This window comes from Psychroflexus halocasei (genome assembly GCF_900107595.1).
Classification (GTDB): Bacteria; Bacteroidota; Bacteroidia; order Flavobacteriales; family Flavobacteriaceae; genus Psychroflexus; species Psychroflexus halocasei.
In genome coordinates, this window is sequence record NZ_FNQF01000011.1 from 16,830 (window position 1) to 41,305 (window position 24,476).

The following is a 24,476-nucleotide window of genomic DNA, read 5'->3' on the forward strand; positions in this document are numbered from 1 at the left end:
GTTTAAAAAATGGAACACTTATGCATTTACCACCAGCATTACAAAAAGGAGATCAAGTTGCTATCATTGCGACAGCCAGAAAAGTTCAGCGCAAAGAACTTGAGCCTGCAATAAAATTATTGAAATCTTGGGGTTTAGAAGCTGTTATCGGAAACAGCATTGGTTTAGAAAATCATCAGTTTGCAGGTACCGATCAAGAACGCGCTGCTGATTTACAAACGCAAATCAATAACCCAAACATCAAAGCAATTTGGTGCGCCAAAGGTGGTTATGGAAGTGTCAGAATTCTTGATCTCATTGATTTTACACCGCTACTTAAACAACCAAAATGGCTGATCGGTTACAGCGATGTCACGGCTATTCATTCTGAATTACAAAAAATAGGTTTATGTAGTTTACATGCGCAAATGTGTTTAGGTTTTGAGGATAAAACGAAAGAAACAATGGCTTCTTTAAAATCGGTTTTGTTTGGTGAAAAAATCAAGTATAAAACAAAAGGACATGATTTTAATCAACAAGGTAAAGCTGCAGGCAGACTCGTCGGCGGAAATTTATCGATGATTTATTCGCTTTGCGGAAGTCCTTCTGCTATCAACCCTGATAACGCGATTTTGTTGATTGAAGATTTAGATGAGTATTTATATCACATCGATCGCATGATGCAAAACTTGAAACGTAACGCTTATTTTGATAAACTCAAAGGCGTTATTGTTGGTGGAATGACAGATATGAATGATAACACAATTCCGTTTGGGAAAATTGCTGAAGAAATTATATCTGAAATGCTTCAAACTTATGATTTTCCTGTTTTGTTTAATTTCCCAGCAGGTCATATTTCTGATAATCGTGCTTTAATTTTAGGTCATAAAGTAACATTAGACGTCAATAAAGAAGGCGGACAACTTTCGTATAAATAAAATGGCAGAACACAACGAATTAGGAAAATCAGGGGAAAAAGATGCTGTCAATTTATTGAGGCACAAAGGTTATCAGATTCTGGAAACCAATTATACTTTTGATAAAGCTGAAGTTGATATTATCGCTCAAAAAGGAAAGTATCTTATTGTTGTTGAGGTGAAAACCAGAAGCACACCAGACTTTGGTGACCCGCAAGATTTTGTAAAACCAGCTCAGATTAAACGTCTAGTAAAAGCCATTGATCATTATGTTGAACACAATGAATTAGACTTGGAAGTGAGATTTGACATTGTAGCGATTATCAAAAATAAACTTGGCAAACGCATTGAGCATATCGAAGATGCTTTTTACTATTTTTAAATCTTATCATTTTTTTAATAGTAATTAAACATATGTAAACCCATGATTTCGTTATATTTAGTAAAAACATTATGAAATCTAAAGGTATATTACTTCTGATATTTACAACTTTACTGTTGATTACGCTCACAATATTCTCAAGCATGAATATTGCAATCTCATGGATTTTCTATCTGACTGTTTTTGGTCAATCAGTTTTAGTTTTCGCAGTTTATCATATTCTAAGAGAAAATTATCATACCGATAAAACTTTTAAGGACTGGTATGAAGATCGACCTGAATTGTCTAAATAAAATAAGAGCAAAATTAGCTCATGGTTTACTCAGTTAAATTTTAAGCAAAAAGTATTGTCATGACTGATTGGGAAAAACTGTAATCTTTTGAAATCAACAATTTGTGGAGAATATTGTCCCGATGTTTCGGGAGAACCAATGTCCTTTTGGTAAAAAAAAGTGGAGAATATCGTCCCGAAGTTTCGGGAGAACCGATGACCTTTTGGCTGCCAGCCAAACGCTCTAGCCAGCTGAGCTAATCCCCCGTTTGGAGACAAATTTAATGATAATCTTTGAATTTTAATAACTAATTCATTAAAATTGATTTTTTGTTTTCATTCAATTAAAACCCTTGAATTTAATTACATTTACGCACCTAAATTAAAAATAAAGTAATGTTAGATTTTTGGTTGTTTTTTAAACTAGGATTCAATCATGTTGTAGGTTTTTCAGCTTATGAGCATCTTTTGTTTATCATCGTTTTAGTGACTGCTTACGCAACAAAAAAATGGAAAAAAACAATAGGTTTAATTTCAATTTTCACCATTGGTCACAGCGTTTCACTTATATTGGGTGCTTATAAAGTTTTAAGTGTTGATTTACAGCTTATTAATTTCCTCATCCCTGCCAGTCTTATTTTTATGGCACTCTATAATATTTTTATTGCAGGAAAAAGTAAATCTTCATCACGCCCTATTGTTCTTTATTTATTCATCTTATCTTTTGGTTTAGTTCACGGTTTTAGCTTTGCATCATACTTTAGTGAAATATCTAAAGGTTCATCTAGTCTTCTCATAAATTTAGTTGAATTTGCATTAGGAATTGATATATCGCAAGTTCTTATTGTGATTGCAACTTTCTTATTATCAGTTATTTTTCAAAGAATATTGCGTTACTCTCAGCGAGATTGGGTTTTAATTATATCATCAGTTATACTCGGTTTAGCGATTCCAATTTTAACAAAAAACTGGATTTTTTAATAAAATATAAATCATGGTAGATCAAAAACAACTTAAATTTGATAAAGCATATTTGCGCATTGCACATGAATGGGGAAAACTCTCTCACTGTGAGCGTAAGAAAGTTGGCGCATTAATCGTTAAAGATCGCATGATTATTTCTGATGGTTATAATGGCACACCTTCAGGCTTTGAAAACGTGTGTGAAGATGAAGATAATTATACAAAATGGTATGTTTTACACGCTGAAGCAAATGCAATTTTGAAGGTTGCTGGTTCAACTCAATCCTGCCGTGGCGCAACGCTTTATATCACTTTATCGCCATGTAAAGAATGTAGTAAATTGATACATCAATCAGGGATTGAACGTGTTGTTTACCAAAACTCCTACAAGGATGATGCAGGTTTAGCCTTTCTTGAAAAAGCAGGTGTAGCAATACAACAGGTACAGAATCTTGAAGCATGAAATTTACATTAAAAACATATTTACCCATTATTGTTGCTCTCGCAATTGTTATTGGAATGTATTTGGGACAAAGCCTCAACTTTCCTGAACAACAAGAATTTAAGAGCTCTAGTCAACAAAAATTTTCTAAATTTATAAACTACATCGATGAATCTTATGTTGATGAAGTCAATACTGATAGCATTGTCGATATAACGCTCAAATCTGTATTAGATCAACTCGATCCGCATTCAAGTTATATTTCTCAGCAAGATTACGGTTTAGTTCACGACGAAATGCGTGGTGGCTTTGTTGGTATTGGGATAAGCTTTTATCATATCGGCGATACTTTAGCAGTGATCAGAACAATTGAAAATGGGCCAAGTGATAAAGCTGGACTTTTGCCAGGTGATAGAATTGTTGAAGCTGACGGTGTTGATTTATCAGCATCCATTGTTTCAGATTCAATTACAAAACTCCTGAAAGGTGAAAAAGAAACAAGTGTAAAACTCAGAGTAAAACGTTTTAATGAAAATGAACTTTTAACTTTCAATGTTATTAGAAATGAGGTTCCTCTGAAAAGTGTAGATGCTTCATATATGATGAATGACACAACAGCTTATGTGAAAATTAACCGTTTTTCAGAAACAACTTATAGCGAATTTAAAGGTCGCATGAATAGACTTCCACAACAAAATATTAAATCGGTTGTACTTGATTTAAGGAACAATACTGGCGGTTATCTTCAGGAGGCAACTCAAATTGCTGATGAATTTTTGAAAGAAGATCAACTCATAGTTTTTACTAAAAATAAAGATGGTGATCTTAATAAACGTTTTGCAACATCAGGAGGAGCTTTTGAAAATGCTAAGGTTTATGTATTAATCAATGAGAAAACAGCTTCCGCAAGTGAAGTTATTGCTGGTGCCATACAAGATAATGATAGAGGGACAATTATCGGACGCCGTTCTTTTGGGAAAGGTCTGGTACAACGTGAAATGCAACTTGGCGATGGAAGTGCTGTCAGGTTAACAGTTGCGCGATATTACACACCAACAGGAAGATCAATTCAGCGTTCTTACGAAAACGGAAATAGAGATTACTTCTCAAGTTATTTAAAAAGATATACAAACGGAGAACTTCAATCTGAAGATAGCATTCACGTTGATGAGTCTAAACAATTTACAACACCAGGTGGAAAAACTGTTTACGGTGGAGGAGGCATCATTCCTGATATTTTTGTACCAATCAATGCGACTAAAGTTTCAAAAGATTTGAAGTTTATGTTTGAAGGTGGCGCAATGTCACGCTTTATTTTTACCCAAATGGATAAAGACAGAGCTTACTATAATAATCTTGAAGAAAAACAATTCATAACAGGCGATCTCATCACTTATGAAATGATTTCTAATTTTGAAAATTATTTAGGTGATTTCAGTATGACTTATGATTTTTCTTCTAGCATAGATGAAGCCAAAGTTTATTTAAAAGCAACGATGGCACAACAGATTTTTGATGATAATTTAGCATACAGAATTATCAATAAAAATGATGAAATGCTAGAAAAAGTTTTAGAAATTAAATCTCAATAAAATTTTATCGATCTTCATATTTACTAGAAATTTTCTTTGAAAGAATAAGAATCAGAAGTAGAAAGATAGCAGCCACAGAAATAATTGCACTGACAACTGGTTTGAAACTTCCTTCACTAAAAATCGCACTATAATCGATGAGTGTCAGATTGTAAATCAAGAAAAAACTCGCAAATAAAATTAGAAAATATATCAAATACTTCATACTAGAATAAATTTTGAATGTTTGTCACGAAAAGCTTTACAGCAATCGCTAACAAAATTACACCAAAAATTTTACGAGCCACTGAAATTCCTTGATTACCTAGTATTTTTTCGATTTTCTTAGAAGATTTTAAGACAAAATAAACAACTACAATATTAAAAACGATAGCTGCGATAATGTTTGGCGTTTCAAATTCCGATTTTAAAGATAAAATTGTTGTCATCGTTCCAGCTCCTGCAATTAATGGAAAAGCTAAAGGAACAATAGCAGCAGTTTCAGGCGCATCATCTTTATAGAGTTGAATCCCTAAGATCATTTCAATCGCTAAGAAAAACAGAATTAAAGCACCAGCAACCGCAAATGAGTTGACATCAATACCGATAAGTTTCAAAATCGATTCACCAACAAAAAGAAAAACGATCATTAATAGTGCAGAAACAATTGAAGCTTTCTCACTTTGAATATGACCCACTTTTTGTCTTAGATTGACAATGATAGGAATGCTACCGATGATATCTATCACGGCAAAAAGAATCATTCCTGCTGTAAAAATTTCTTTAAAATCAAAAATATCAAACATCACTTAAATTTTTTGCAAAAGTAGTTTTCATTTTTTGATTCATCACAATAAAAATTAAAGTTTTTTAGGCCAAATGTTTCTTAAATTTTGAAGAGTGATTGTGGATTTGATGAAGAAGCTTTATTTGCCTCCAATTCCTCATAATAGCCGAATAATTTTCTAAATTTGCGGCATGATACAGATTGGCAAAACGCTTATTTCAGAAGCGATTATTGATACAGACTTTACCTGCAACCTTGCAGCTTGTAAAGGCGAATGTTGCGTGGCTGGTGATGCAGGCGCACCTCTTGAGTTTGATGAAATTCAGATTCTTAAAGATGTTTATCCAAAAGTGAAACCTTATTTACGTCAGGAAGGTATTGAAGCCATTGAAGCGCAAGGCACGCATGTAACTTCAGACTTCGGTGAGCCTGAAACACCTTTGGTGAATAATGCCGAGTGCGCTTATGTTAATTTTGCAAAAGACGGAACAGCTTTATGCGGAATTGAAAGTGCTTACCGTGATGGTGTTATCAAATGGAAGAAGCCTGTGTCATGTGAATTATACCCAATTCGTGTTCAAAAACTATCCGAGTTGACCGCTGTTAATTATGATAAATGGGACATTTGTGATGATGCTTGCACTCTGGGTAAAGAGCTTCAAGTGCCTGTTTATAAATTTACTAAAAATGCACTGATCCGTAAATTCGGTGAAGATTGGTATAGTGAACTCGAACGTATTTTAGAAGAAGAACAGCAATAAATAAGATTTTTATGTCACAGTGGGAACAGCTTTTATCCTTGAGAAAACAAGGAGACAAACATAAACGTTTACGTCATGAGCAAGACGAAACCCGATTGGGTTTTGAGGTTGATTATGACAGAATTGTCTTCTCATCGGCTTTTAGAAGCTTACAAGATAAAACGCAAGTGATACCGCTATCAGAAACTGATTTTGTACACACGCGTTTAACACATAGTCTTGAGGTTTCTGTTGTTGGTCGCTCTCTTGGACGAGAAGTCGGGAAAGCACTGATCCAAAAATATCCAGATTTAGAGACACATCATGGCTACAAGATCAATGATTTTGGTGCCATCGTTGCTGCTGCTTCAATAGCACACGATATCGGTAATCCGCCCTTCGGACATTCAGGAGAAAATGCTTTAAGTGATTATTTTAAACACGGTAAGGGTAAACGTTTTCAGCCAGAAATCAATTCACAAGCTTATCAAGATCTTTGCACTTTTGAAGGTAACGCAAATGGTTTCAAACTATTAACAGAAAGTAAAAACGGAACAATTGGTGGCTTGCGTTTATCTTACGCAACTTTGGCTGCTTTTACAAAATACCCTAAAGCTTCTTTACCTTACAAACCGACTAAAAATGTAGAGGATAAGAAGTATGGTTTCTTCCAAGGTGAAGAAAATTTCTTTCATGAGGTTGCCGAAGAAGTTGGTTTAGAACCTGTGAAAAATGCGGGTGCAAAACGCTATCATCGTCATCCTTTGGCATTTTTAGTGGAAGCTGCGGATGATATTTGTTACACAATTATTGACTTTGAAGATGGTATTAACCTCGGACTTATTCCTGAAGAATTAGCGCTAGAATATTTATCAAAAATCATCAGTAAGCGTATTTTACCTGAGAAATATGCTGAACTGAAAACAACACAAAATAGAATTGCCTATCTCAGATCTTTAGCGATTGGTGAACTCATCAGTGAAGCTGTTTCTATTTTCATGGAAAATGAAGAAGTAATTTTGGCAGGTGAATTTCACACAGATCTCCTTTCACAATCAAAGTACAAAGCGCAGATTAAAGATATTATTGAAGTAAGTGTTCAGCGTATCTACAAAAGTCAAGAAGTGATGGATAAAGAGATTGCAGGCTATAAAATCTTGACAAGTATGTTACATGATTTTACTTCTGCTATTGAAAACAAACTCTCTGGTAATGAAACCAATTTTGATGATCTTGTGATTAATAACTTCTTGTCTCATCTAGACCTTGAAGATATGTCAACCGAAAAGTGGTTGATGGAAGTGACATCTTACATCGCGGCTATGACAGATAGTGAAGCCTTGAGAACTTATAAAAAACTCAACGGAAATAATCTATAAATTTTTGAGTATTTCATGAGCTTCTGCCACAGTTTTAATGGGTTGTTGACAGACTTTATCTTGACAGATGTAAATTAAATCACCAGTGCTTCTCTTGTCTTTTACAAGGTCAATCTTTGTGTTTTCACCCATGTAAACAGCATGACCAAAATATAGATGTTGAAGCTCTTGCGCTTTTTCTAAAGCTTTGTGACCCACGCAAACAATTTCTACTTGACCATGAACCATTTTACCAATGCCACGTGCCCAATTGGCAAGATAAGGGCCAGATTTATAGATTTTCTGATGAATTTTTGAGGCTAATTGGCTTGCAATATCGGAGTAGTTTGATGTTGGATAGAAATGTGATAAATCAATTAAAAGATTCAACATCACTGAATTTGATGCAGGAATAACATTGTCATTGATTTCAATTTTTCTAGCGATTAAATCTGAATTTTCTGCTGATGTGTAATAGAAAATCCCGCGTTCACTATCATAAAACTTCTCGATGGCAATGTCGGTAAGTTTTTTAGCACGTTTTAAATAACCACTTTCAAAAGTGACTTGATATAAGTGACAAAATGCTTGTGCTAACCATGCATAATCTTCTAAAAATGCTGGAATGCTTGCATTCTGATTTTTATAATTCCTGTAAACTTGAAGTTTTTCATCAATAAGATTTTTGTTCAAAAAATCAGCATTTTTAATGGCGGCTACTAGGTAAGACTCATCTTTTAAAGCTTTATAAGCATTAATATAGCCAAGCATCATCATCGCATTCCAGCTGCATAGAATTTTATCGTCAAGACTTGGTTTATTCCTATTTAAACTGTTCTTTTTAATCTTAGAAATGATGATTTCTAAATCTTTTTTAATTTTATTCTGACCAATTTTTAGTTCTTGAGCAACTTCATTAATTGATTTTGCCTTGTAAAAGATATTTTGTTCATCTTCCCAATTTCCATTTTCTTTTAAACCAAAATAAGATTCAGCTATTTTAAATTCTTCATCTGTTAGGATTTTCTTCACTTCATCAAAATGATAAGTGTAATAAGCACCTTCTTTTCCATCAGAATCTGCATCAAGAGCAGAGTAGAAGCCACCATTTTCAGCAGTTAATTCATTTTTTATAAAATCTAAACTTTGACGGATCACCTTCTCATAAGGTGAGTTTTGCGTCAACTGATAAGTTTTTGAGTAAAGGTTGATGAGTTGCGCATTATCATAAAGCATCTTTTCAAAGTGCGGCGCAAACCATTTGTCATCGACAGAATATCTTGCAAACCCACCATGTATTTGGTCATAAATACCACCTTTATGCATACCATCAAGTAAATTTGTTGTGATATCAAGCGCATCTTGATTTTTTGTATAATAATGATAATCTAATAGAAAAAGCCAACTGCTTGGCATAGGGAATTTTGGAGCACCTTTAAAACCGCCATTTTCTCTATCGATTAAATTAATCCAGCCACCAAAAAAATCTTTATAATCAGTTTTTGAAAATTTTGTGTTCTCAGTTACGTCAAAGTTCATGACATCCATATCCTGAATGCCTTGTGTGAGTTTATTGGCTGTTTCTTCTAATTGTTCTCGTTGTGATGCGTATGCTTCAGCAACATTCGTCAACACTTTTTTCCAATTATCTTTTGGGAAATATGTCGCAGCGTAAAAAGGTCTGCCATCAGGAAAAGCAAAAGCATTGAGTGGCCAACCTGCTCTGCCAGTCAATATTTGTGCCGCATCCATATAGATTTGGTCAATATCTGGGCGTTCCTCTCTATCTATTTTAATACAAATAAAGTGCGCGTTCATCAATTTGGCGACTTCATTATCCTCGAAAGATTCGTGTGCCATCACGTGACACCAGTGACAAGCTGCATAGCCGACACTAATGATGATAGGTTTGTCGAGTTCCTCAGCAAGTTTTAGCGTTTCGCTGTTCCACTCTCGCCATTCTACAGGATTGTCTTTGTGTTGTAGAAGGTAAGGACTGGAAGCTTTGCTGAGCAAATTCATAATTTATTGATTTAAGAGTTTAGAAATCTCGTCAAATTTAGGCGTTAAAACAACTTCAATACGTCTGTTTTTAGCTTTCCCACTTTGCGTTGAGTTTGGCGCAACTGGTGCAAATTTACCTCGCCCTGCAGCTGTTAAGTTTTGGGGTTTAATGTTTGCGTTTTTTAATAATAGCTTTAAAACTTCAGTAGCTCGCTTTGTTGATAAATCCCAGTTGTCTTTTAAAGCTCCGCTACCATTATAAGGGACGTTATCCGTGTGACCTTCAATTAGGATATTGATATCTTGGTTATTAGCCAAAACCTTACCGATTTCTTTAACAGCTTGTTGACCTTCACTACCAACTGACCAGCTTCCAGATTTGAAAAGTAATTTGTTTTCCATAGAAACATAAACTTTACCGTCACGCTGTTCGACACTAAGGCCTCTATCTTCAAAGTTAACAAGCGCTTTTGAAAGATTATCCTTAAGCTGATTCATTTTTGCTTCTTCAGCAGCAATGATAGATTCGAGTTCGTTGATGCGTTTTTCACGGAACTGCAAATCCTTCTGTAGTTTTTCTAAACGCTCTTGTTCTGAGGCTAATTTCTCTTCTTTTTGTTCTAATTCTTTTAGTAATTCACGATTGCGATGTGCATTTTCAGCCAATACTTTTGAGCTGTTTTTCTCTAAAGCATTATAAGAATCCGATAGTTTATCATAATCACTTTTCTTTTGATTCAACTCCTTTTGAATTGCTTCTTTTTTGTTTTCTAAAGACTGATAATCTTTTTTTAAGGATTGAAGCTCGTCACTCATCATCTCCTTTTCATCTTCACAATCTTCGAATTGCGAAGTTTGCGCTTGATGATCTGCTTTGAGATTGTTAAAATCTCTATCGAGTTCGTCGTATTTTTTCTGGCTCACGCAAGCAGTCATGCTTGCAATAATAGACAAAATGGCAATTTTCTTTAACATGGCAATATGATTTATAAGTTTAACGCTGTTAGCGTGGTCTTATTTTAATTGTAATAAAACAGGGCAGTGGTCGCTGTGTACAGCTTCATCTAAAATTAAGGCGCGTTCAATGTGATTGTGCAAAGCTTCTGAAACCAAATGATAATCTAAACGCCAACCTTTATTTCTTGCTCTGGCATTGCCGCGATAGCTCCACCACGAATATTGTTCTTTTTCAGGGTTGAGTAATCTAAACGAATCGATTAAGCCGATTTCCATAAAAGCTGTTAACCATTCACGTTCAACTGGTAAAAATCCAGAAACTCTCTTGAGACGAACAGGATCGTGAATGTCGATTGGTTCATGGCAAATATTATAATCTCCAGAAATAACAAGATTTGGTTTCTCTTGGAGTAGATTTTCAATATAAGTTTTAAACTCATCCATGTAGTTGAGTTTAAAATCTAAACGCGCATCATTTGTCCCTGAAGGTAAATATAAACTCATCACTGAAAAAGTATCAAAATCGGCCCTTAGGTTTCGGCCTTCTTTGTCCATAGATGGAATGCCAGTTCCGTATTCTACGTGATTTGGTTTTATTTTACTTATGATGCCAACACTGCTATAACCTTTTTTTTCAGCAGAAAACCAATAGCAATATTCGTAACCGATTTCTTTAAAGATAGAATCGTCAATTTGTTCAGGTTGTGCTTTTGTTTCTTGAAAACAAACAACATCAGCATCAGTTGCTTTTAGCCACGGAATAAAGTCTTTTTTTAAAGCTGCTCGTATTCCATTGACGTTATAAGAAATAATTTTCATGATTTTATTTTAGAAATGATAAACTCAGAAAGTCCTTCTGATGGGATTAAGATGTTTGATCGTTCTTCTCTTCTTTTTTTCTTGCTTCTTTATCAACAGGCTTTTTTATTTCGTCTTCACTTTTTAATTCGTGTGTCGCTTTGTTGTACTTTCCCTTTAGATCATCAATTACAGAGCCACTCCACAAACTATTTCCGAGGAAATAAGAAGTTCTCCCTAGTAAGTGAGCACCTACAGGCGCTGTCAAAAAAATAAAAATGACGATAGCTTGCACACGTGTTGTAACTGAAAAATCAGAGAAGAAAATCGCAGCAGAGCCTAATAGTAAACCAACGCCAAGTGTTGCTGCTTTTGTATTAACAGAAATCCTTAAATAAGTGTCAGGCATACGGACTAAACCAATGGCAGCTAATAGGGCAAACAAAGCACCTAGAGTTGAGAATATATAAATTAGAATTTCAGTCATCTTTATTTCTTTTTTGTAGATAATAAGAGAAAGCTACTGTACTTAAAAATGCGATTAATGCCAAAATCATGGCGATATCTAAAAATGTTGGTTGATTATTGATAATGCTATAAATAGAGATGATTCCGATACCAATTGTAATCATCAAATCGAGTGCAATCACGCGATCAATAATGCTTGGACCTTTGAGGAACCTGATCAACACCAATATTTCTGCAACTGAAAGCACAGGTAAAATAAAATAATATAAATAATCGTTTAATGTCATCTTAGTATTTCTAATAATCTCTTTTCAAAACCGTTTTTAATATCGTCAATGAACTCTTGCTTGTCATTAACATACATCGCGTGTACATAAAGAACCTTTTTATCTGTGGAAACATCAAGGCTTAAAGTTCCTGGCGTAAGCGTAATTATATTTGCCAAGAATGTGATTTCCATATTAGTTTTGGCATCTAGGGGAACCTTCACAATACCTGGTTTCATGTTATAGTGAGGTGTACTTACTTCATAAGCAACTTGTATGTTTGCTTTGATCATTTCCCAAAGGAAAAAGAAGATAAAGCTTATAATACTTGGTAAAAACCTATAATACTTGGTTTTACGTTTTTTAAATTTCCTTGAGATAATCCATAAAATAAAAAAGCTCAATATAAAACCAAAAGCAAAGCTGCTGAATGCAAAGTCTCCCGTTAAGAAAACCCAGATCAGCATCAAGAGAATATTTGATAAAAATTGTTTTTCCATTTTTAAGAGCTTTTAAGTACTGCGTTAATATACAAGTCTTTATTGACAATTTCTTCAGCAATACGTGTTGAAATTTCTTGGATGTGTTCAGCGCCAAAACCGATATAAAGCGTGACAATTGTCAATAAAACAATCGGTAACACAAATCTCATTTTATCAAATTTACTTAATTGATAAAAGTAGTTAAACTTAGGATTGCTATCCATTTTTGGCTGTTCTTTCCAAAATACGCGAGACCATAATCTTGCAATGATGACTAAAGTAATAAAGCTACCAAAAATTAAGGCACCAAAAAACCAATAATGTTTAAGTTCAAAACTTGCAATAATCAAAGAAATTTTTGGCCAAAACCCTGATAAAGGAGGAATCCCAATTAAAGAAAATAGAGGAATAGAAATCAATAAACTCAGTTTAGGATAATTACTATAAATACCTCCGATCTTTCGCATGCTTGAGCTTGCTTTCATTCTAAATATCAAACCAGCAATCAGGAATAAATTTGTTTTAATAATAATGTCATGAATTAAATAAAAAGCAACACCAGCAATAGCGACTTTTGTAAACATTGCGAGACCACCAATCATAAACCCAATATGACAAATAATTAAATATGAAAAAACTTTTCTAATATTATTTTGTATCAATGAGCCAACTCCACCACTAAAAATTGTGAGGACAGCTATAACCATTAGTAAAGTTTGGAGAAAAGGCGTCATTTCAAATATGACAGAAAAAACTCTAATCATTGCATAAACACCAACTTTAGTCAGTAGACCAGAAAATATTGCTGAAACCGCAGCTGGTGGCGTGTGATAAGAAGCGGGTAACCAAAAATAAAGTGGAAAAACTGCTGATTTAATCCCAAAACCTACTAAAAATAATATAGCGCAGACTTCAACTAAAACTTGATTATCAATTTGACTTACTTTAGCAGACAAATCAGCCATATTTAAAGTCCCTGCTAAGCCGTAAAGGATACCTAATGCAGTTAAGAAAATCATTGACGCAAAGAAGTTAAGCGTAAAGTATTTGACAGCACCTTCAAGCTGATTTTTTTCTCCTCCAATACTGATAAGTACAAATGAACTGATAATGATGATTTCAAACCAAACGTAAAGGTTGAAAATATCACCTGTTAAGAAAGCTCCATTTAAACCTAAAATTAAGAAATGAAATACACTGAAATATCCAAACCTAAGGCGAGCATTGATGACAGCAACCGTTGAAAAAACTGAAACAGCAAGAGCACTGATAGCTGTGAGTAAAATCAAAGTTGCCGCTAACATATCTCCCACTAAAACAATTCCAAATGGTGCTGACCAATTTCCTGAAGCAACAGTTTGCGTTCCGTTTTGATAAACGTGAATAAAAACCAAAATAGCTACAGCGAGTCCAAGCACGCTTCCAGCAACACTTACAATTTTCTGTAAACGTACTTTTCTCCAATAAAACATCAGAATTATGCTGATAAAGAGATTCACAAGAAGCGGTAATGTGATGATATGGTTTGTCATGAATTTTCGTCTGTCGTGTTAAGTTGATCTAAATCATCAGTTCCTAAAACTTTATAAGCGCGTTTGACCAAAATGATGGCAAAAGATTGAAGTCCAAAACTAATAACAATTGCAGTTAAAATTAAAGCTTGTGGTATTGGGTCTGCATATAGGCCCTCGATAACGCTTTCAGTTCCTGGTATAATTGGCGGTTCACCTTTTGTGATTCTTCCAAGTAGAAAAATCAATAAATTAACACCATTTCCTAAAAGAACGATGCCAAGAATAAGCTTGACGATACTTCGACGCATAATCATATAGATGCCTGCGGCGTACAAAAAACCTATCATAATTGCTAAGAGTATTTCCATATCAAGCGGATTCTGAGATTGTAAATATGATTGTAAGCGCAGCACCAATCACAACAAGATAGACGCCAGTATCAAAAAATAAAGCGGAACCAATAGTACCTAAAACAGGTATACTTCCATCAGCCCACAGACCTGTCATAATTGGTAAATCTGCTAATACTATCGGTGAAATAGCACTTAAAAAAGCAATGCCCAATCCAACAGGCATAAAATAGCCTGGATGAAACTTAAGCACTCTTTTGGTTTCATTGATACCGTTTGCAAATGCATCCAATACAAAAGCAATGGCAGCGACTAAACCACCAACAAAACCACCACCAGGTAAATAATGTCCTCTTAACAGAATGAAAACTGAAAAGAGCAGAAGTACCGGTAAAAGGTAATTTGAAGCTGTTTGTAGAATGATTGTTTTCATCTTATTTGATTTTATCTTTTGGTCTTAATCTTAATTTTAATAAACCGAAGACACCTAAAGCAGCCACAATTAAAACTGAAATTTCTATCATCGTATCAATCCCTCTAAAGTCAACTAAAATAACATTGACAATATTTTTCCCGTGCGCTAGCTTATAAGCATTTTCAGCATAATACTTTGTAATTTCGTTGTTTTTAGGTTCTTGTAAAACACTCAAAACTAGCAAAGTCATTAAACTACCAAATACAACGGCTAAAGCGCCATGTTTCATTCGGCTTTTTCTCTTTGTCATTTTGAGATATTTAGGTAATTTATAAAGCACTAAAACAAATAAAATAACAGTCAGTGTATCTACAGAAAACTGAGTCATCGCTAGGTCTGGCGCACTATAGAATAAAAACAATAAGCTAAATGAAAAGCCAACAATTCCCATAGAAGCTACTGCAGCAAGTCTAGAATTTGTAAATACAGTAAAAACAATGGCAGCAAACATCATTAATATAATGGCTATTTCATAAACGGTAACATCTTCTAAACTGCTATAGTCTAGTCTTAATTGGAAGTTTGGCAGTAATAAAAAGCTAATAAGCCCTATAATAACAGCTACGACAATACCAACATAATCACGTAAGTATCCATTTTGGAAAAAATTTGTCCATAATTTCCCAAATTTCTCAAAAGCAGTAGAACCTTTGAGCATTAAATCTTTGGGTGCAATAAAATCTAACTTTTGTATAAAATTTTCTTTTGCGTAAGTTGGTTTTATAATAAAGTACATCACTGTACCTATAATAATTGTTATAGCACTTAAGCCTAGAACAGTATTAAAACCATGCCACAGTTTTAATTGAAAATTTTCTGGGTTTTCAAACATCACTTGGGTGATTGGCTTTGCAAAAGCAGATTCGATTAATGAAGGTAGTAAACCAAATACTAAACCTAATATAACCATGAGTAGTGGCGGAATCCACATCAGCGGACTAGGCATATGTATCTTTTCAAATTTCTGAGGAAGCTTCCCCGTAAAAGGTTTAACACCAGCAACAAAACCACCATAAAATAAAAGTATCTTCGTTATAACAGCTAAAGCGGTTAATATGATTGCATACTGACTGCCTAAGGTTGCTTCATAAATCAAATCCTTTCCAACAAAACCAAGAGTTGGAGGAACGCCACCACTAATAAGAGCAGCAATAAATCCAGCGATAGCTACTGGCATCAACACTTTACGGAGTCCGGCTAGTTTTGTGATGTCACGTGTTTTTGTTTCATGATCAATAATTCCTGTGATCAAAAACAAAGAAGCTTTGTATAAAGCGTGAACAATAATAAAGACTGCAGCTGCAATCAACGCTGCTTGCGTACCAATTCCGATGAGGAAAACCAAAATACCTAAAGCTGAAATGGTTGAGTAAGCTAAAATTCCTTTTAAATCTGTTCTAAAAAGAATATGAATGGCTGAATAGAGCATTGTAATTGCACCGAAAACAATCAATGTTGTATGCCAAAGTTCTGAACCGCCCAACACTGGTGATAATCTGAATAACAAATAAACGCCTGCTTTTACCATCGTTGCCGAGTGCAAGTAAGTGGACACTGGCGTTGGAGCTTTCATCGCGCCTGGTAACCAAAAGTGAAATGGAAATTGAGCCGATTTTGTAAACGCTGCAGCAAAAATAAGAATCACTGCTAATGCATAATAAGGATGAGACTGGATGAGATCGGTCTGCGATAACATCTCAGAAATTTCATAAGTACCTGTCATGTAGCCTAATAAAACAGCGCCACCAAGAAGTAGAAGTCCACCAATACCAGTAATACCTAAAGCCGTTAATGCAGACTTACGAGAATCTTTAGCGTCGTTGTTAAAACCGATAAGAAAGAAAGATGAGATGCTGGTGAGTTCCCAAAAAATAAACATTGACATGAGGTTGTCAGACAGAACTAAACCAAGCATTGCTGCCATAAAAAGACTTAGATAACCATAAAATCTATCCAAGTATTTATGCCCTTTTAAGTAAGCTGAAGTATATAAAAAAACCAGTGAACCAACACCAGTAATCATTAGGGCAAATAAAAGGGATAAGCCATCAAGTTTAAAGGTGAGATCAACGCCAAAACTCGGAATCCAATTAATTTTTTGAGTGACAATTTCACCATTAGAAATTTGGGAAATAAAGCTCAGGAAGTAAGCAAACAAACTAATAGGGATTAATGAGGAAATGACTGCAAATTTTCCACGAAAAAATTTCCCGGTAAAGACCAGGAAAATCGCAAATAAAAAACCTAATAAAATTGCTGTTAGCATACTCAGTTGTTAATCTTGCAAATATAAATAATATTGTGAATCTCCATGATATAAACGCCTTAGAGATGATATCTTTAATTTTAGTTTAACACTTTCATCATCTTTAAATTATCTTAAATACATATTACAGTAAAAGAGTGAATCGATTTATGACTTAATTCATCAATTTTGATTGAAAAAATAAGATATACATTTTTTTATTCTCTAAACATTTTAACCTCTAAATTCTGGTGTGCATCTATACTGGCGCGATACATGCCAGCAGTATTGAATTCCATACTGATGTTTCCTTCATGATCTAAGGCGATGACACCACCATTACCACCTAAGTCTGCTAATTTTTTAATGACATTTTTACTTGCTTCAGAAAGTGATTTTCCTGCATATTCCATTTGTGCTGATATATCATAAGCTACGACACCACGTATAAAATATTCGCCCCAGCCTGTTGAGGAAATCGCACAGGTTTTATTGTTGGCATAAGTTCCAGCACCAATAATAGGAGAGTCGCCAATGCGTCCCCATTTTTTATTTGTCATGCCGCCAGTTGAAGTTCCTGCAGCTAAATTTGCGTTTTTATCCAAAGCGACGCAACCAACTGTTCCGTATTTTGAATCATCGATATTTGAATCATAAAAAGATGATTTTTCTTTCGCTTTGACACGTTGTAACGCATCATATCTATTTTGAGTAAAAAAATAAGAAGGATCAACGATTTCGAGTCTTTGCTCTTTGGCAAAAGTTTCAGCACCTTCTCCTGAAAGTAAAACATGAGGCGAGTTTATCATGACTTCATAAGCTAAATTAATCGGGTTTTTGACATTTGTCACACCTGCGATGGCACCAGCGTTTAGTGTGTTTCCATCCATGATTGAAGCGTCAAGAGAATTTTTTTCATCGTGGGTAAAGACAGCACCTTTTCCAGCATTAAAAAGCGGTGAATTTTCCATGATGTTGATACTTTTCTGAACAGCTTCCATTGCTGAACCTCCACTTTTTAAAATTTCATGTCCAGCTGTTATTGCTTCTTCGAGTTTTGTTTCATAAACAATTTGAAGTGAATCTGTCATATTTTCTGGCATGATCGTGCCAGCACCGCCATGGATAACGATTGCAACATCAGAATTTGTTTTTTGTGCTGCGCAACTTGTAATAACTAGGCTAGTTAGTAGAAAAAAAAGTAATCCGTATTTTTTGTAATTCAGTATCATAACTCTAATAAATAATTAAGAGCTTGTGGTTGTATATTTAAAAGATCTGCTTTTGGTAATCTTTCGAGCAGTTTTTGCCAATTTTTATCAATACTAAAGATGCGTTCAAAAAGCGGAACTGCTTTTTTCACATCGCCAGAATTAACTAAAGCAACAGCTTTCCAGAATTTCATTTCTGTATTGTTAGGAAGAAGCTTTTCAGCTTTACCATAAGCATCTAATGCAGCTTCAGTATTTTGATTTTCCATAGCAACATCACCTTTGTTCATAAATTCATAAGCACGATGAACGTTGAGCAATCGGTCGAGTTCTTTAATGGGATTTTGATGATCGTCAACACGTAAATCAATGATGCGATCATCCCAAGGGTTTTTGGGTTTTTCAGAAGAAACAACAACTAAAGCTGCTGATTGTTTTCCTCTGATGTCGCCACCTGTTCCTTGCGCGGCGTGCATTGCTGACATGACTCGCTCGGCTAAAGGTAAATGTAAATTCATTTTATATGCATCGTACATGCGCTCAATCACTTCATCGTTGAGCATCATATTGGCTTGCACCACAAAATTGTCACCAATTTTATGTCCAGCTGATTCTACGCATTTTTCTCCTGTGTGTACTGCTATTTTTCCATCATTATTTAACATAGCAACTTGTCTGTAAGCTTTGTTTTGATCTTGTTTTAATAAGTGATTTAAAGCTTTTTCAGGCGTGTATCCTTTTTCAAGCAATTCAATACCTTCATAACCATAACGTTTGCTAACAAAAGATTGCGTGGCAACCACACCAACGCCAGATTTTGCCCATGGGACAGCTGTACCAACAGAAAACCAGTGACTTTGTACACCAACTGCCATTTCGCCAGTCTCTGCGTCGCGCGCTAAAATGGAAAAGGTGTGAGCAAACTCATCCTGATACGGTTTTTGTTGCGCAACAACGACTTGAGAAAATATGATGGAAAAGCAAAATGTAAAAAGGAATTTCATTTCAAAGGATTTTTGCTCAATTTACAATTTTTTTAAGAAATTAAAAAAGCTGTTTCTAAAGTCAAATCTTACGATGTTGAGTAGTAAAATTTGATTTCTTTAAAAACAGCTTTAATAAATTTATAAAGTTGGCCTAGCTAAATTTTGGTTTTTCTTTATTTAAGAATGCTTGCGTTCCTTCTTTAAAGTCTGATGTACCAAAGGCTTCACCAAACGCATTGATTTCTTCTTTAAAACCATCAACGCCATCTTCATCATTGGCATTAACTGCTTTGATAGCTGCTTTGATAGCTTGTGATGAATTTCTTAATATTTTTCCAGTGATTTTCTGGGCAAGTTCCATCAACTCATCTTGTGTTGTCACGTGATTTACAAGACCGTAATTTTTTGCTGTTTCAGCATCGATCATTCCTGCTGTCATGATCATTTCAAAGGCGCGACCTTTACCAACAAGTTGAGGTAAACGCTGCGTTCCGCCGTAACCAGGAATTACACCTAATGATGTTTCTGGTAAGCCCATTTTTGCGTTATCACTTGCTACACGAATGTGAGCTGACATCGCTAACTCAAGTCCGCCGCCTAAAGCAAATCCATTAACGGCTGCAATGACAGGTTTTGGGAAATTTGCGATGTAATCAAAAACAGTTTCTTGTCCTTTAGCTGCTAAATCTTTACCTTCTTCAACACTGTAATCTGCAAATTCTGAAATATCTGCACCAGCAACAAATGCTTTTTCACCAGTTCCTGTCAGGATGATTGCTCTGACTTCATCGTTGTCTTTAAGAGATTTAAAAGCTTCATGAAGTTCCTGGATAGTGGCTCTGTTTAAAGCATTGAGTTTTTTGGGTCTATTGATTTCTAAAACTGCGATGTTTGCATCGATTGTGAGTTTAAGATTGTCGTATGTCATGATGTTTATTTTTTTGGAATTTTAATTTTAAATAGACTTCCTTTTTCTTCTTGTGAGATTAACTGAATCTCACCTTGATAATTTTCAATAATGTTTTTGACCATACCTAAACCAAGCCCCATTCCGCTTGATTTGGTTGTGAATTTAGGCTCAAAGATACGATTTTGATTTTCTTCTTTAATGCCAAGTCCATTATCTGAAATTTCTATGAAAATATGTGTATCATTTTCATTGAGTTTTATTCTGATATTAGGTTTTTCAAGATGTTCTGTTGCCTGAATTGCGTTTTTGATCAAGTTTGTCAAAATACGAATCAGTTGGGTTTTGTCGAATTTTAAAAATACATCTTCCTCAGGATTTTCAAATGAAATATAATTTGCATTAAAAATATCAATGGTTAAAGTGATGATTTCTGACACATTAATCAAATCATTTTTTTGAGCTGGCATATTCGCAAAATCAGAGAACGCATTTGCAATGGCGCTTAATGTATCAATTTGCTGAATCATACCTTCTGAAAATGACTTTAGCTTTTCTTGAGCATCAGGTGCTTCAGGATTAAATCTGCGTTCAAAATTTTGAACATTTAAACGCATTGGTGTTAGCGGATTTTTAATTTCGTGGGCGACTTGTTTTGCCATCATTCGCCAAGCTTCTTCGCGTTCAGATTTCGCGAGTTTTTCAGCACTTTCCTCAAGTTCATCAATCATCGTGTTGTAAGCGCTCACAAGTGGTCTGATTTCTGTACTTAATCTTTTAACTTCAATTTTCGGGTTTTTCTGACCGATACGCGTTTTATTAATTTTTGTACTAATAGATTTCAAAGATCTTGTAATATAATTGGATTGGAAGTAAGCCAAAACAATGGCTGCGATGAGCATTAACGCATAAACTTGAGCAAGAATTATCAAGAAGTCGTTGAGTTCTCTTTTTAAAAAACCGTCATCTTCAATGTATGGTAAATTAAGGATGCCGATGGGTTTGAAATATTTGTCGAGTATAAATGTGTAAGATGAATGATATTTCTGATCGTTTTCTGTAAATGTATTGACGTATCTTTTTTCTGTTGAGTTTTTTAAAAGCTCTAATTTATTTTCTGGGATTCGACGCTCTGTAGAATCAAGATAAAATTTTGGCATCGAGGATTTTAAGAGGTTTCCTTTGATATCAAAAATGTTGAGTTCTGTGTCGTGAATATCTTGAATTTCGTATATTTTGTCTTTAAAGATAAGCGGCAAATTTTTTGTATTTACCGTGTAATAAGTTGTTCTTAAAATGTAATCAATATTTGCTCGAATTGCGTTTTCTTTCCTAACGAGTTTATCGTTATGCAGGCTTTCGGCTTCTTCTTTATAGCGAAATATTGTGACGCCAGCAATCAGAATAGAGGCACCAAGAACGAGTGCCATCATGGAGACAAATATTCTTGTGCTGAGCGATTTTTTAAACATCTTCCCCTTTTTTCTTGCGGTAATTTTTATAGGTTTTGATACCAATCATCAATAAAACGGCAAGCCCAATTAAACCGACTAAGCCATAAATCCAATCAAAAGCGCTTTTTAAAATCACTAAAAAAACGACGGCAAACAATATGATTGTCGCGCCTTCATTCCATAAACGCATTTGGGATGAGGTCCAGCGGATATCATCTTTTTGAAATTGTTTATAAATCTGATGGTTTTTAAGATGATAAGCAATTAATAAAACAACAAAACCAAGTTTAACGTGCATCCAAGGTTCTTGCAACCACAAGGGTTGATCAATTAACAGCCAAATTGCAAATATTGTTGCTAAAATAGCAGATGGCCAAGTGATGATATTCCACAATCGACTTGTCATTATTTTAAGTTGGTCACTTAATATTTTTGCTTCGTTTTCAGGTTTCATTCTAGCTTCAATATGATAAATAAAAAGGCGAGGAATGTAAAATAATCCTGCAAACCAAGTGATCACAAAGATGAGGTGCAAAGCTTTGATATAATTATATGCCATCAGAAAAGAATTTTAATCATCCAAAGATAAGAAATTTGCTTATCGTCTATTTTATATTCAGCGCTGATTTTGAAAAGAGTTTTTATTATTAAATCCTTTGAGATGGAATAGAAATTAAGGGGTTGTGTGTATGGGTTTTATTTATTAAAAAGGTAGGAAAAATGAAATTTGGTTTTTTCTTTAATAGAACACTTGTTATTCTGAAAATTATGACGACAATGAATAATTTTAATAGATTTGTGAAAATATTAGTAAAAAATGGATAATCAACAAAGAGAGCAAATATTAAAAAATGCCAAACAATTTTTTAGAGATGAGATTGTTCAGAATCACATTAATGGCGCTTGCAAAAGAGCAAGTCGACTTCCTGAGTATAATGTAAATCCATTTTTGTTTAAATACTTAGCTAACTTTTTAACTGGAAATGATACTCCTGAAAGTATTGCAAGAGCATTGGTTCTACCAAGAATTCTGGGTTCATCTATCACAACTTCATTTGGTATGAAAATCCAGAATTTGATAAGCAGCCTTTTTCAAGGGCTTGGCTCAACAACCCAAGGAATAGATATTGAGTTTATTGATGCAATTGACGGCAGGAAAAAGTATTGTCAATTGAAAGCTGGTCCAAACACAATTAACCATGATGATGTTACAACAATTGTAAATCACTTCAACGGTGTGCGAAATCTTGCAAGAACTAACAATTTGAATGTTGGAATCAATGATATGATTGTGGGAGTTGTTTACGGAGAGCCTGCTGAATTAAGCTCTCATTATAATCGTGTTGGGGAAAATTACCCTGTTTTTATTGGTCAAGATTTCTGGTATCGATTAACTGGAAAAGATGATTTTTACTTCGAACTTATTGATGCTATTGGTGAAGTTGCTTTAGAAGTAGATGGGAGTGAAGTTGTTGAAACTACAATACAAAAACTTGCCAAAGAAATTGCAGAAAAGTATCAGTAAAAAGTCATTTTCACTTTTTTACATAATATTCATTTAAGACTTTGATAATAGAGTAGCCAATCTCTTCTGCTAAGTTTACAGGAACAGCATTACCTATTTGTTTATATTGTTGAGAAATTGAACCAGCAAACTCCCAATCATCAGGAAATGTCTGAATCCTTGCATATTCTCTCACCGTAAATGGTCGAGTTTCGTCAGGATGACATCGCTCTGTTTGTTTCTGAGCAGGACTACAAGTTAAAGTCAAACTAGGTTCATCCCATCCAATTCTTCTAGCCATTCCAGTCTTTCCTCCGCCTAAATAAAAACTCTTACCCATATAATCTTTTTGAATATCAAGAGGTAAATCTCTCCAATATCCTTTTGGTGGAACTAAATCTAAAACTTCTTTTTTATGTTCGGGATACTTAGAACCTTTTGATTGAGGGACATCACAATTGTAAAGTTCACTCTTTTTAAGAGCATCCTTTAAATTATATATTTTTCTATGCGGTTTAGGATATTTATATTCTATATCAATATCTTTTCTAATTCCTACAAGTATCAATCTTTCTCTCTTTTGCGGAACTCTAAAGTTAATCGCTTTTAAAACTTGTGGTGGAGCAACTTTATATCCTATTTCATCGAGTATAGAAATCATTCCTTTCAGAGTTTTTCCATTATCGTGACTTAATAGTCCACGAACATTTTCGCCAATACAGATAGCAGGATTAACTTCTTGAACTGCTCTTGCAAATTCATAAAAAAGCGTTCCTCTAGCATCTTTAAGTCCTAACTTTTTACCTGCATAACTGAATGCCTGACAAGGAAATCCTCCAGTAACAATATCTACCTTATTTTTGAACTTCGAAAAATCAAAATTTTTAATATCACCTTCTAAAACATTCCAGTTGGGTCTATTATTTCTTAGAGTTTGGCATGCCCATTTATCAATCTCATTTAGAGCCGCACATTTTAAACCTGCCTCTTCCAAACCTATTGCCAATCCGCCTGCTCCTGCAAATAATTCTAAAATTGAATATTCATTTTCAGGTTTAACATGGTTTGAAACATCATCTTCAACGATTTCATCAAAAAGATTACCTAATAAAGTTTGAACATCTGATTTTCTATAAACTCTGTAGTTAGAAACAGGTTCTCGAACAGCGTTTAAAATACCTTCTTTATCCCATCTACGCAAGGTCTCCTTACTTTTACCAATAATTTCAGATGTTTCCGCTAATGTTAAATAATCTTTCATAGTAACCAAGTTAGTAAACCTTACACAATGGTTACAAATGTAAATAGAATTTTTAATTCGACAATCTTATAATTTCAGATTTTGGATCATTATTTTAAAATATATAATAAAAGCGCTAAATGTATTTTAAGAAGAAGAGTGTTTTGACCCCTATGAAACAACCCCATTTTCTCACCCAGAAAAA

The 24,476-nt window shown here is 34.4% G+C and carries 27 protein-coding genes and 1 tRNA gene; 9 read left to right on the forward strand and 19 right to left on the reverse strand.

Features of this window, described 5'->3' with window-relative positions:
- Positions 1-20: 20 nt before the first annotated feature.
- The 3 genes from BLV84_RS11230 to BLV84_RS11240 all read left to right on the forward strand — a co-directional run bounded on the left by BLV84_RS11230 (position 21) and on the right by BLV84_RS11240 (position 1,571).
- Positions 21-917, forward strand: coding sequence for a S66 peptidase family protein (locus tag BLV84_RS11230; protein ID WP_093245593.1), 897 nt, complete (start codon positions 21-23; stop codon positions 915-917).
- A gap of 1 nt (position 918) precedes the next feature.
- On the forward strand, positions 919-1,278 hold the full coding sequence (locus BLV84_RS11235) for a YraN family protein (RefSeq protein WP_093245439.1): 360 nt from the start codon (positions 919-921) through the stop codon (positions 1,276-1,278).
- 71 nt (positions 1,279-1,349) lie between these two features.
- Positions 1,350-1,571 carry a hypothetical protein gene (locus tag BLV84_RS11240; RefSeq protein ID WP_093245443.1) on the forward strand — a complete coding sequence of 74 codons (222 nt, stop codon included), beginning with the start codon at positions 1,350-1,352 and terminating at the stop codon, positions 1,569-1,571.
- A gap of 160 nt (positions 1,572-1,731) precedes the next feature.
- Here BLV84_RS11240 and BLV84_RS11245 read toward each other — a convergent pair.
- A tRNA-Ala gene (locus BLV84_RS11245) sits at positions 1,732-1,816 on the reverse strand.
- 129 nt (positions 1,817-1,945) lie between these two features.
- Between BLV84_RS11245 and BLV84_RS11250 the strand changes: the two genes are divergently transcribed.
- The 3 genes from BLV84_RS11250 to BLV84_RS11260 are packed head-to-tail and all read left to right on the forward strand — an operon-like array spanning position 1,946 to position 4,546.
- Positions 1,946-2,530 carry a HupE/UreJ family protein gene (locus BLV84_RS11250; RefSeq protein WP_093245448.1) on the forward strand — a complete coding sequence of 195 codons (585 nt, stop codon included), beginning with the start codon at positions 1,946-1,948 and terminating at the stop codon, positions 2,528-2,530.
- 13 nt (positions 2,531-2,543) lie between these two features.
- Positions 2,544-2,975: a deoxycytidylate deaminase gene (locus BLV84_RS11255; protein WP_093245453.1), complete on the forward strand. Its 432-nt coding sequence runs from the start codon at positions 2,544-2,546 to the stop codon at positions 2,973-2,975.
- Positions 2,972-4,546 carry a S41 family peptidase gene (locus BLV84_RS11260; RefSeq protein WP_093245458.1) on the forward strand — a complete coding sequence of 525 codons (1,575 nt, stop codon included), beginning with the start codon at positions 2,972-2,974 and terminating at the stop codon, positions 4,544-4,546. Before BLV84_RS11255 ends, BLV84_RS11260 begins: the two co-directional genes overlap by 4 nt.
- 4 nt (positions 4,547-4,550) lie before the next feature.
- Here BLV84_RS11260 and BLV84_RS11265 read toward each other — a convergent pair whose 3' ends face one another.
- Together BLV84_RS11265 and BLV84_RS11270 are read right to left on the reverse strand one after the other, a co-directional pair.
- Positions 4,551-4,751: a hypothetical protein gene (locus tag BLV84_RS11265; protein ID WP_093245463.1), complete on the reverse strand. Its 201-nt coding sequence runs from the start codon at positions 4,749-4,751 to the stop codon at positions 4,551-4,553.
- A 1-nt stretch (position 4,752) separates the two neighbouring features.
- Positions 4,753-5,331, reverse strand: coding sequence for a MarC family protein (locus BLV84_RS11270; RefSeq protein WP_200796276.1), 579 nt, complete (start codon positions 5,329-5,331; stop codon positions 4,753-4,755).
- A 172-nt stretch (positions 5,332-5,503) separates the two neighbouring features.
- Between BLV84_RS11270 and BLV84_RS11275 the strand changes: the two genes are divergently transcribed.
- Positions 5,504-6,073, forward strand: coding sequence for a DUF3109 family protein (locus tag BLV84_RS11275; protein ID WP_093245467.1), 570 nt, complete (start codon positions 5,504-5,506; stop codon positions 6,071-6,073).
- An 11-nt stretch (positions 6,074-6,084) separates the two neighbouring features.
- Positions 6,085-7,431: a dGTP triphosphohydrolase gene (gene dgt, locus BLV84_RS11280; RefSeq protein ID WP_093245471.1), complete on the forward strand. Its 1,347-nt coding sequence runs from the start codon at positions 6,085-6,087 to the stop codon at positions 7,429-7,431.
- Here the strand turns inward: dgt and BLV84_RS11285 are convergent.
- The 15 genes from BLV84_RS11285 to BLV84_RS11355 form a co-directional block, all read right to left on the reverse strand.
- Positions 7,426-9,432, reverse strand: a complete 2,007-nt coding sequence (locus BLV84_RS11285) for a thioredoxin domain-containing protein (protein WP_093245476.1) — start codon at positions 9,430-9,432, stop codon at positions 7,426-7,428. The genes dgt and BLV84_RS11285 overlap by 6 nt on opposite strands.
- Before the next feature lie 3 nt (positions 9,433-9,435).
- Entirely contained in the window at positions 9,436-10,389 is a 954-nt protein-coding gene (locus tag BLV84_RS11290) for an OmpA/MotB family protein (protein ID WP_093245481.1), read from the reverse strand.
- Between the two features lie 39 nt (positions 10,390-10,428).
- Positions 10,429-11,190: an exodeoxyribonuclease III gene (locus BLV84_RS11295; protein ID WP_093245486.1), complete on the reverse strand. Its 762-nt coding sequence runs from the start codon at positions 11,188-11,190 to the stop codon at positions 10,429-10,431.
- A 46-nt stretch (positions 11,191-11,236) separates the two neighbouring features.
- On the reverse strand, positions 11,237-11,656 hold the full coding sequence (gene mnhG / locus BLV84_RS11300) for a monovalent cation/H(+) antiporter subunit G (RefSeq protein WP_093245491.1): 420 nt from the start codon (positions 11,654-11,656) through the stop codon (positions 11,237-11,239).
- Positions 11,649-11,924, reverse strand: coding sequence for a cation:proton antiporter (locus BLV84_RS11305; protein ID WP_093245496.1), 276 nt, complete (start codon positions 11,922-11,924; stop codon positions 11,649-11,651). Before BLV84_RS11305 ends, mnhG begins: the two co-directional genes overlap by 8 nt.
- Positions 11,921-12,403: a Na+/H+ antiporter subunit E gene (locus BLV84_RS11310; protein WP_093245501.1), complete on the reverse strand. Its 483-nt coding sequence runs from the start codon at positions 12,401-12,403 to the stop codon at positions 11,921-11,923. The genes BLV84_RS11305 and BLV84_RS11310 overlap by 4 nt, the downstream gene beginning before the upstream one ends.
- Before the next feature lie 2 nt (positions 12,404-12,405).
- Entirely contained in the window at positions 12,406-13,917 is a 1,512-nt protein-coding gene (locus BLV84_RS11315; protein WP_093245506.1) for a proton-conducting transporter transmembrane domain-containing protein, read from the reverse strand.
- Positions 13,914-14,267: a Na+/H+ antiporter subunit C gene (locus BLV84_RS11320; RefSeq protein ID WP_093245511.1), complete on the reverse strand. Its 354-nt coding sequence runs from the start codon at positions 14,265-14,267 to the stop codon at positions 13,914-13,916. Before BLV84_RS11320 ends, BLV84_RS11315 begins: the two co-directional genes overlap by 4 nt.
- Position 14,268: 1 nt before the next feature.
- A complete protein-coding gene (locus BLV84_RS11325) occupies positions 14,269-14,682 on the reverse strand; it encodes a Na+/H+ antiporter subunit B (RefSeq protein ID WP_093245515.1) in 414 nt (137 codons plus the stop codon).
- Position 14,683: 1 nt separating this feature from the next.
- Complete coding sequence (locus BLV84_RS11330; RefSeq protein WP_093245525.1) at positions 14,684-16,990, reverse strand: putative monovalent cation/H+ antiporter subunit A; 2,307 nt, start codon at positions 16,988-16,990, stop codon at positions 14,684-14,686.
- Positions 16,991-17,187: 197 nt separating this feature from the next.
- Positions 17,188-18,201: an isoaspartyl peptidase/L-asparaginase family protein gene (locus tag BLV84_RS11335; protein WP_093245532.1), complete on the reverse strand. Its 1,014-nt coding sequence runs from the start codon at positions 18,199-18,201 to the stop codon at positions 17,188-17,190.
- Positions 18,198-19,184 (reverse strand): DUF1028 domain-containing protein, encoded by a 987-nt coding sequence (locus tag BLV84_RS11340; RefSeq protein WP_093245536.1) that lies wholly within the window; start codon positions 19,182-19,184, stop codon positions 18,198-18,200. Before BLV84_RS11340 ends, BLV84_RS11335 begins: the two co-directional genes overlap by 4 nt.
- Before the next feature lie 133 nt (positions 19,185-19,317).
- Entirely contained in the window at positions 19,318-20,094 is a 777-nt protein-coding gene (locus BLV84_RS11345; protein ID WP_093245542.1) for an enoyl-CoA hydratase/isomerase family protein, read from the reverse strand.
- A gap of 5 nt (positions 20,095-20,099) precedes the next feature.
- Complete coding sequence (locus BLV84_RS11350) at positions 20,100-21,545, reverse strand: sensor histidine kinase (protein ID WP_093245546.1); 1,446 nt, start codon at positions 21,543-21,545, stop codon at positions 20,100-20,102.
- Positions 21,538-22,086, reverse strand: coding sequence for a CopD family protein (locus BLV84_RS11355; protein WP_093245550.1), 549 nt, complete (start codon positions 22,084-22,086; stop codon positions 21,538-21,540). Before BLV84_RS11355 ends, BLV84_RS11350 begins: the two co-directional genes overlap by 8 nt.
- A 258-nt stretch (positions 22,087-22,344) precedes the next feature.
- On the opposite strand from BLV84_RS11355, the gene BLV84_RS11360 reads away from it, so the two are divergent.
- Entirely contained in the window at positions 22,345-23,052 is a 708-nt protein-coding gene (locus tag BLV84_RS11360) for a PmeII family type II restriction endonuclease (protein WP_093245556.1), read from the forward strand.
- A 10-nt stretch (positions 23,053-23,062) separates the two neighbouring features.
- Here BLV84_RS11360 and dcm read toward each other — a convergent pair whose 3' ends face one another.
- Positions 23,063-24,292, reverse strand: a complete 1,230-nt coding sequence (gene dcm, locus BLV84_RS11365) for a DNA (cytosine-5-)-methyltransferase (RefSeq protein WP_093245560.1) — start codon at positions 24,290-24,292, stop codon at positions 23,063-23,065.
- Positions 24,293-24,476: the final 184 nt, after the last annotated feature.

What these genes read in the sequence shown, in the direction of transcription:
- BLV84_RS11230 (WP_093245593.1), top strand. Translation starts at nt 21, where the DNA reads ATGCATTTACCACCAGCATTACAAAAAGGAGATCAAGTTGCTATCATT.
- BLV84_RS11235 (WP_093245439.1), top strand. Translation starts at nt 919, where the DNA reads ATGGCAGAACACAACGAATTAGGAAAATCAGGGGAAAAAGATGCTGTC.
- BLV84_RS11240 (WP_093245443.1), top strand. Translation starts at nt 1,350, where the DNA reads ATGAAATCTAAAGGTATATTACTTCTGATATTTACAACTTTACTGTTG.
- BLV84_RS11250 (WP_093245448.1), top strand. Translation starts at nt 1,946, where the DNA reads ATGTTAGATTTTTGGTTGTTTTTTAAACTAGGATTCAATCATGTTGTA.
- BLV84_RS11255 (WP_093245453.1), top strand. Translation starts at nt 2,544, where the DNA reads ATGGTAGATCAAAAACAACTTAAATTTGATAAAGCATATTTGCGCATT.
- BLV84_RS11260 (WP_093245458.1), top strand. Translation starts at nt 2,972, where the DNA reads ATGAAATTTACATTAAAAACATATTTACCCATTATTGTTGCTCTCGCA.
- BLV84_RS11265 (WP_093245463.1), bottom strand. Translation starts at nt 4,751, where the DNA reads ATGAAGTATTTGATATATTTTCTAATTTTATTTGCGAGTTTTTTCTTG.
- BLV84_RS11270 (WP_200796276.1), bottom strand. Translation starts at nt 5,331, where the DNA reads ATGTTTGATATTTTTGATTTTAAAGAAATTTTTACAGCAGGAATGATT.
- BLV84_RS11275 (WP_093245467.1), top strand. Translation starts at nt 5,504, where the DNA reads ATGATACAGATTGGCAAAACGCTTATTTCAGAAGCGATTATTGATACA.
- dgt (WP_093245471.1), top strand. Translation starts at nt 6,085, where the DNA reads ATGTCACAGTGGGAACAGCTTTTATCCTTGAGAAAACAAGGAGACAAA.
- BLV84_RS11285 (WP_093245476.1), bottom strand. Translation starts at nt 9,432, where the DNA reads ATGAATTTGCTCAGCAAAGCTTCCAGTCCTTACCTTCTACAACACAAA.
- BLV84_RS11290 (WP_093245481.1), bottom strand. Translation starts at nt 10,389, where the DNA reads ATGTTAAAGAAAATTGCCATTTTGTCTATTATTGCAAGCATGACTGCT.
- BLV84_RS11295 (WP_093245486.1), bottom strand. Translation starts at nt 11,190, where the DNA reads ATGAAAATTATTTCTTATAACGTCAATGGAATACGAGCAGCTTTAAAA.
- mnhG (WP_093245491.1), bottom strand. Translation starts at nt 11,656, where the DNA reads ATGACTGAAATTCTAATTTATATATTCTCAACTCTAGGTGCTTTGTTT.
- BLV84_RS11305 (WP_093245496.1), bottom strand. Translation starts at nt 11,924, where the DNA reads ATGACATTAAACGATTATTTATATTATTTTATTTTACCTGTGCTTTCA.
- BLV84_RS11310 (WP_093245501.1), bottom strand. Translation starts at nt 12,403, where the DNA reads ATGGAAAAACAATTTTTATCAAATATTCTCTTGATGCTGATCTGGGTT.
- BLV84_RS11315 (WP_093245506.1), bottom strand. Translation starts at nt 13,917, where the DNA reads ATGACAAACCATATCATCACATTACCGCTTCTTGTGAATCTCTTTATC.
- BLV84_RS11320 (WP_093245511.1), bottom strand. Translation starts at nt 14,267, where the DNA reads ATGGAAATACTCTTAGCAATTATGATAGGTTTTTTGTACGCCGCAGGC.
- BLV84_RS11325 (WP_093245515.1), bottom strand. Translation starts at nt 14,682, where the DNA reads ATGAAAACAATCATTCTACAAACAGCTTCAAATTACCTTTTACCGGTA.
- BLV84_RS11330 (WP_093245525.1), bottom strand. Translation starts at nt 16,990, where the DNA reads ATGCTAACAGCAATTTTATTAGGTTTTTTATTTGCGATTTTCCTGGTC.
- BLV84_RS11335 (WP_093245532.1), bottom strand. Translation starts at nt 18,201, where the DNA reads ATGATACTGAATTACAAAAAATACGGATTACTTTTTTTTCTACTAACT.
- BLV84_RS11340 (WP_093245536.1), bottom strand. Translation starts at nt 19,184, where the DNA reads ATGAAATTCCTTTTTACATTTTGCTTTTCCATCATATTTTCTCAAGTC.
- BLV84_RS11345 (WP_093245542.1), bottom strand. Translation starts at nt 20,094, where the DNA reads ATGACATACGACAATCTTAAACTCACAATCGATGCAAACATCGCAGTT.
- BLV84_RS11350 (WP_093245546.1), bottom strand. Translation starts at nt 21,545, where the DNA reads ATGTTTAAAAAATCGCTCAGCACAAGAATATTTGTCTCCATGATGGCA.
- BLV84_RS11355 (WP_093245550.1), bottom strand. Translation starts at nt 22,086, where the DNA reads ATGGCATATAATTATATCAAAGCTTTGCACCTCATCTTTGTGATCACT.
- BLV84_RS11360 (WP_093245556.1), top strand. Translation starts at nt 22,345, where the DNA reads ATGGATAATCAACAAAGAGAGCAAATATTAAAAAATGCCAAACAATTT.
- dcm (WP_093245560.1), bottom strand. Translation starts at nt 24,292, where the DNA reads ATGAAAGATTATTTAACATTAGCGGAAACATCTGAAATTATTGGTAAA.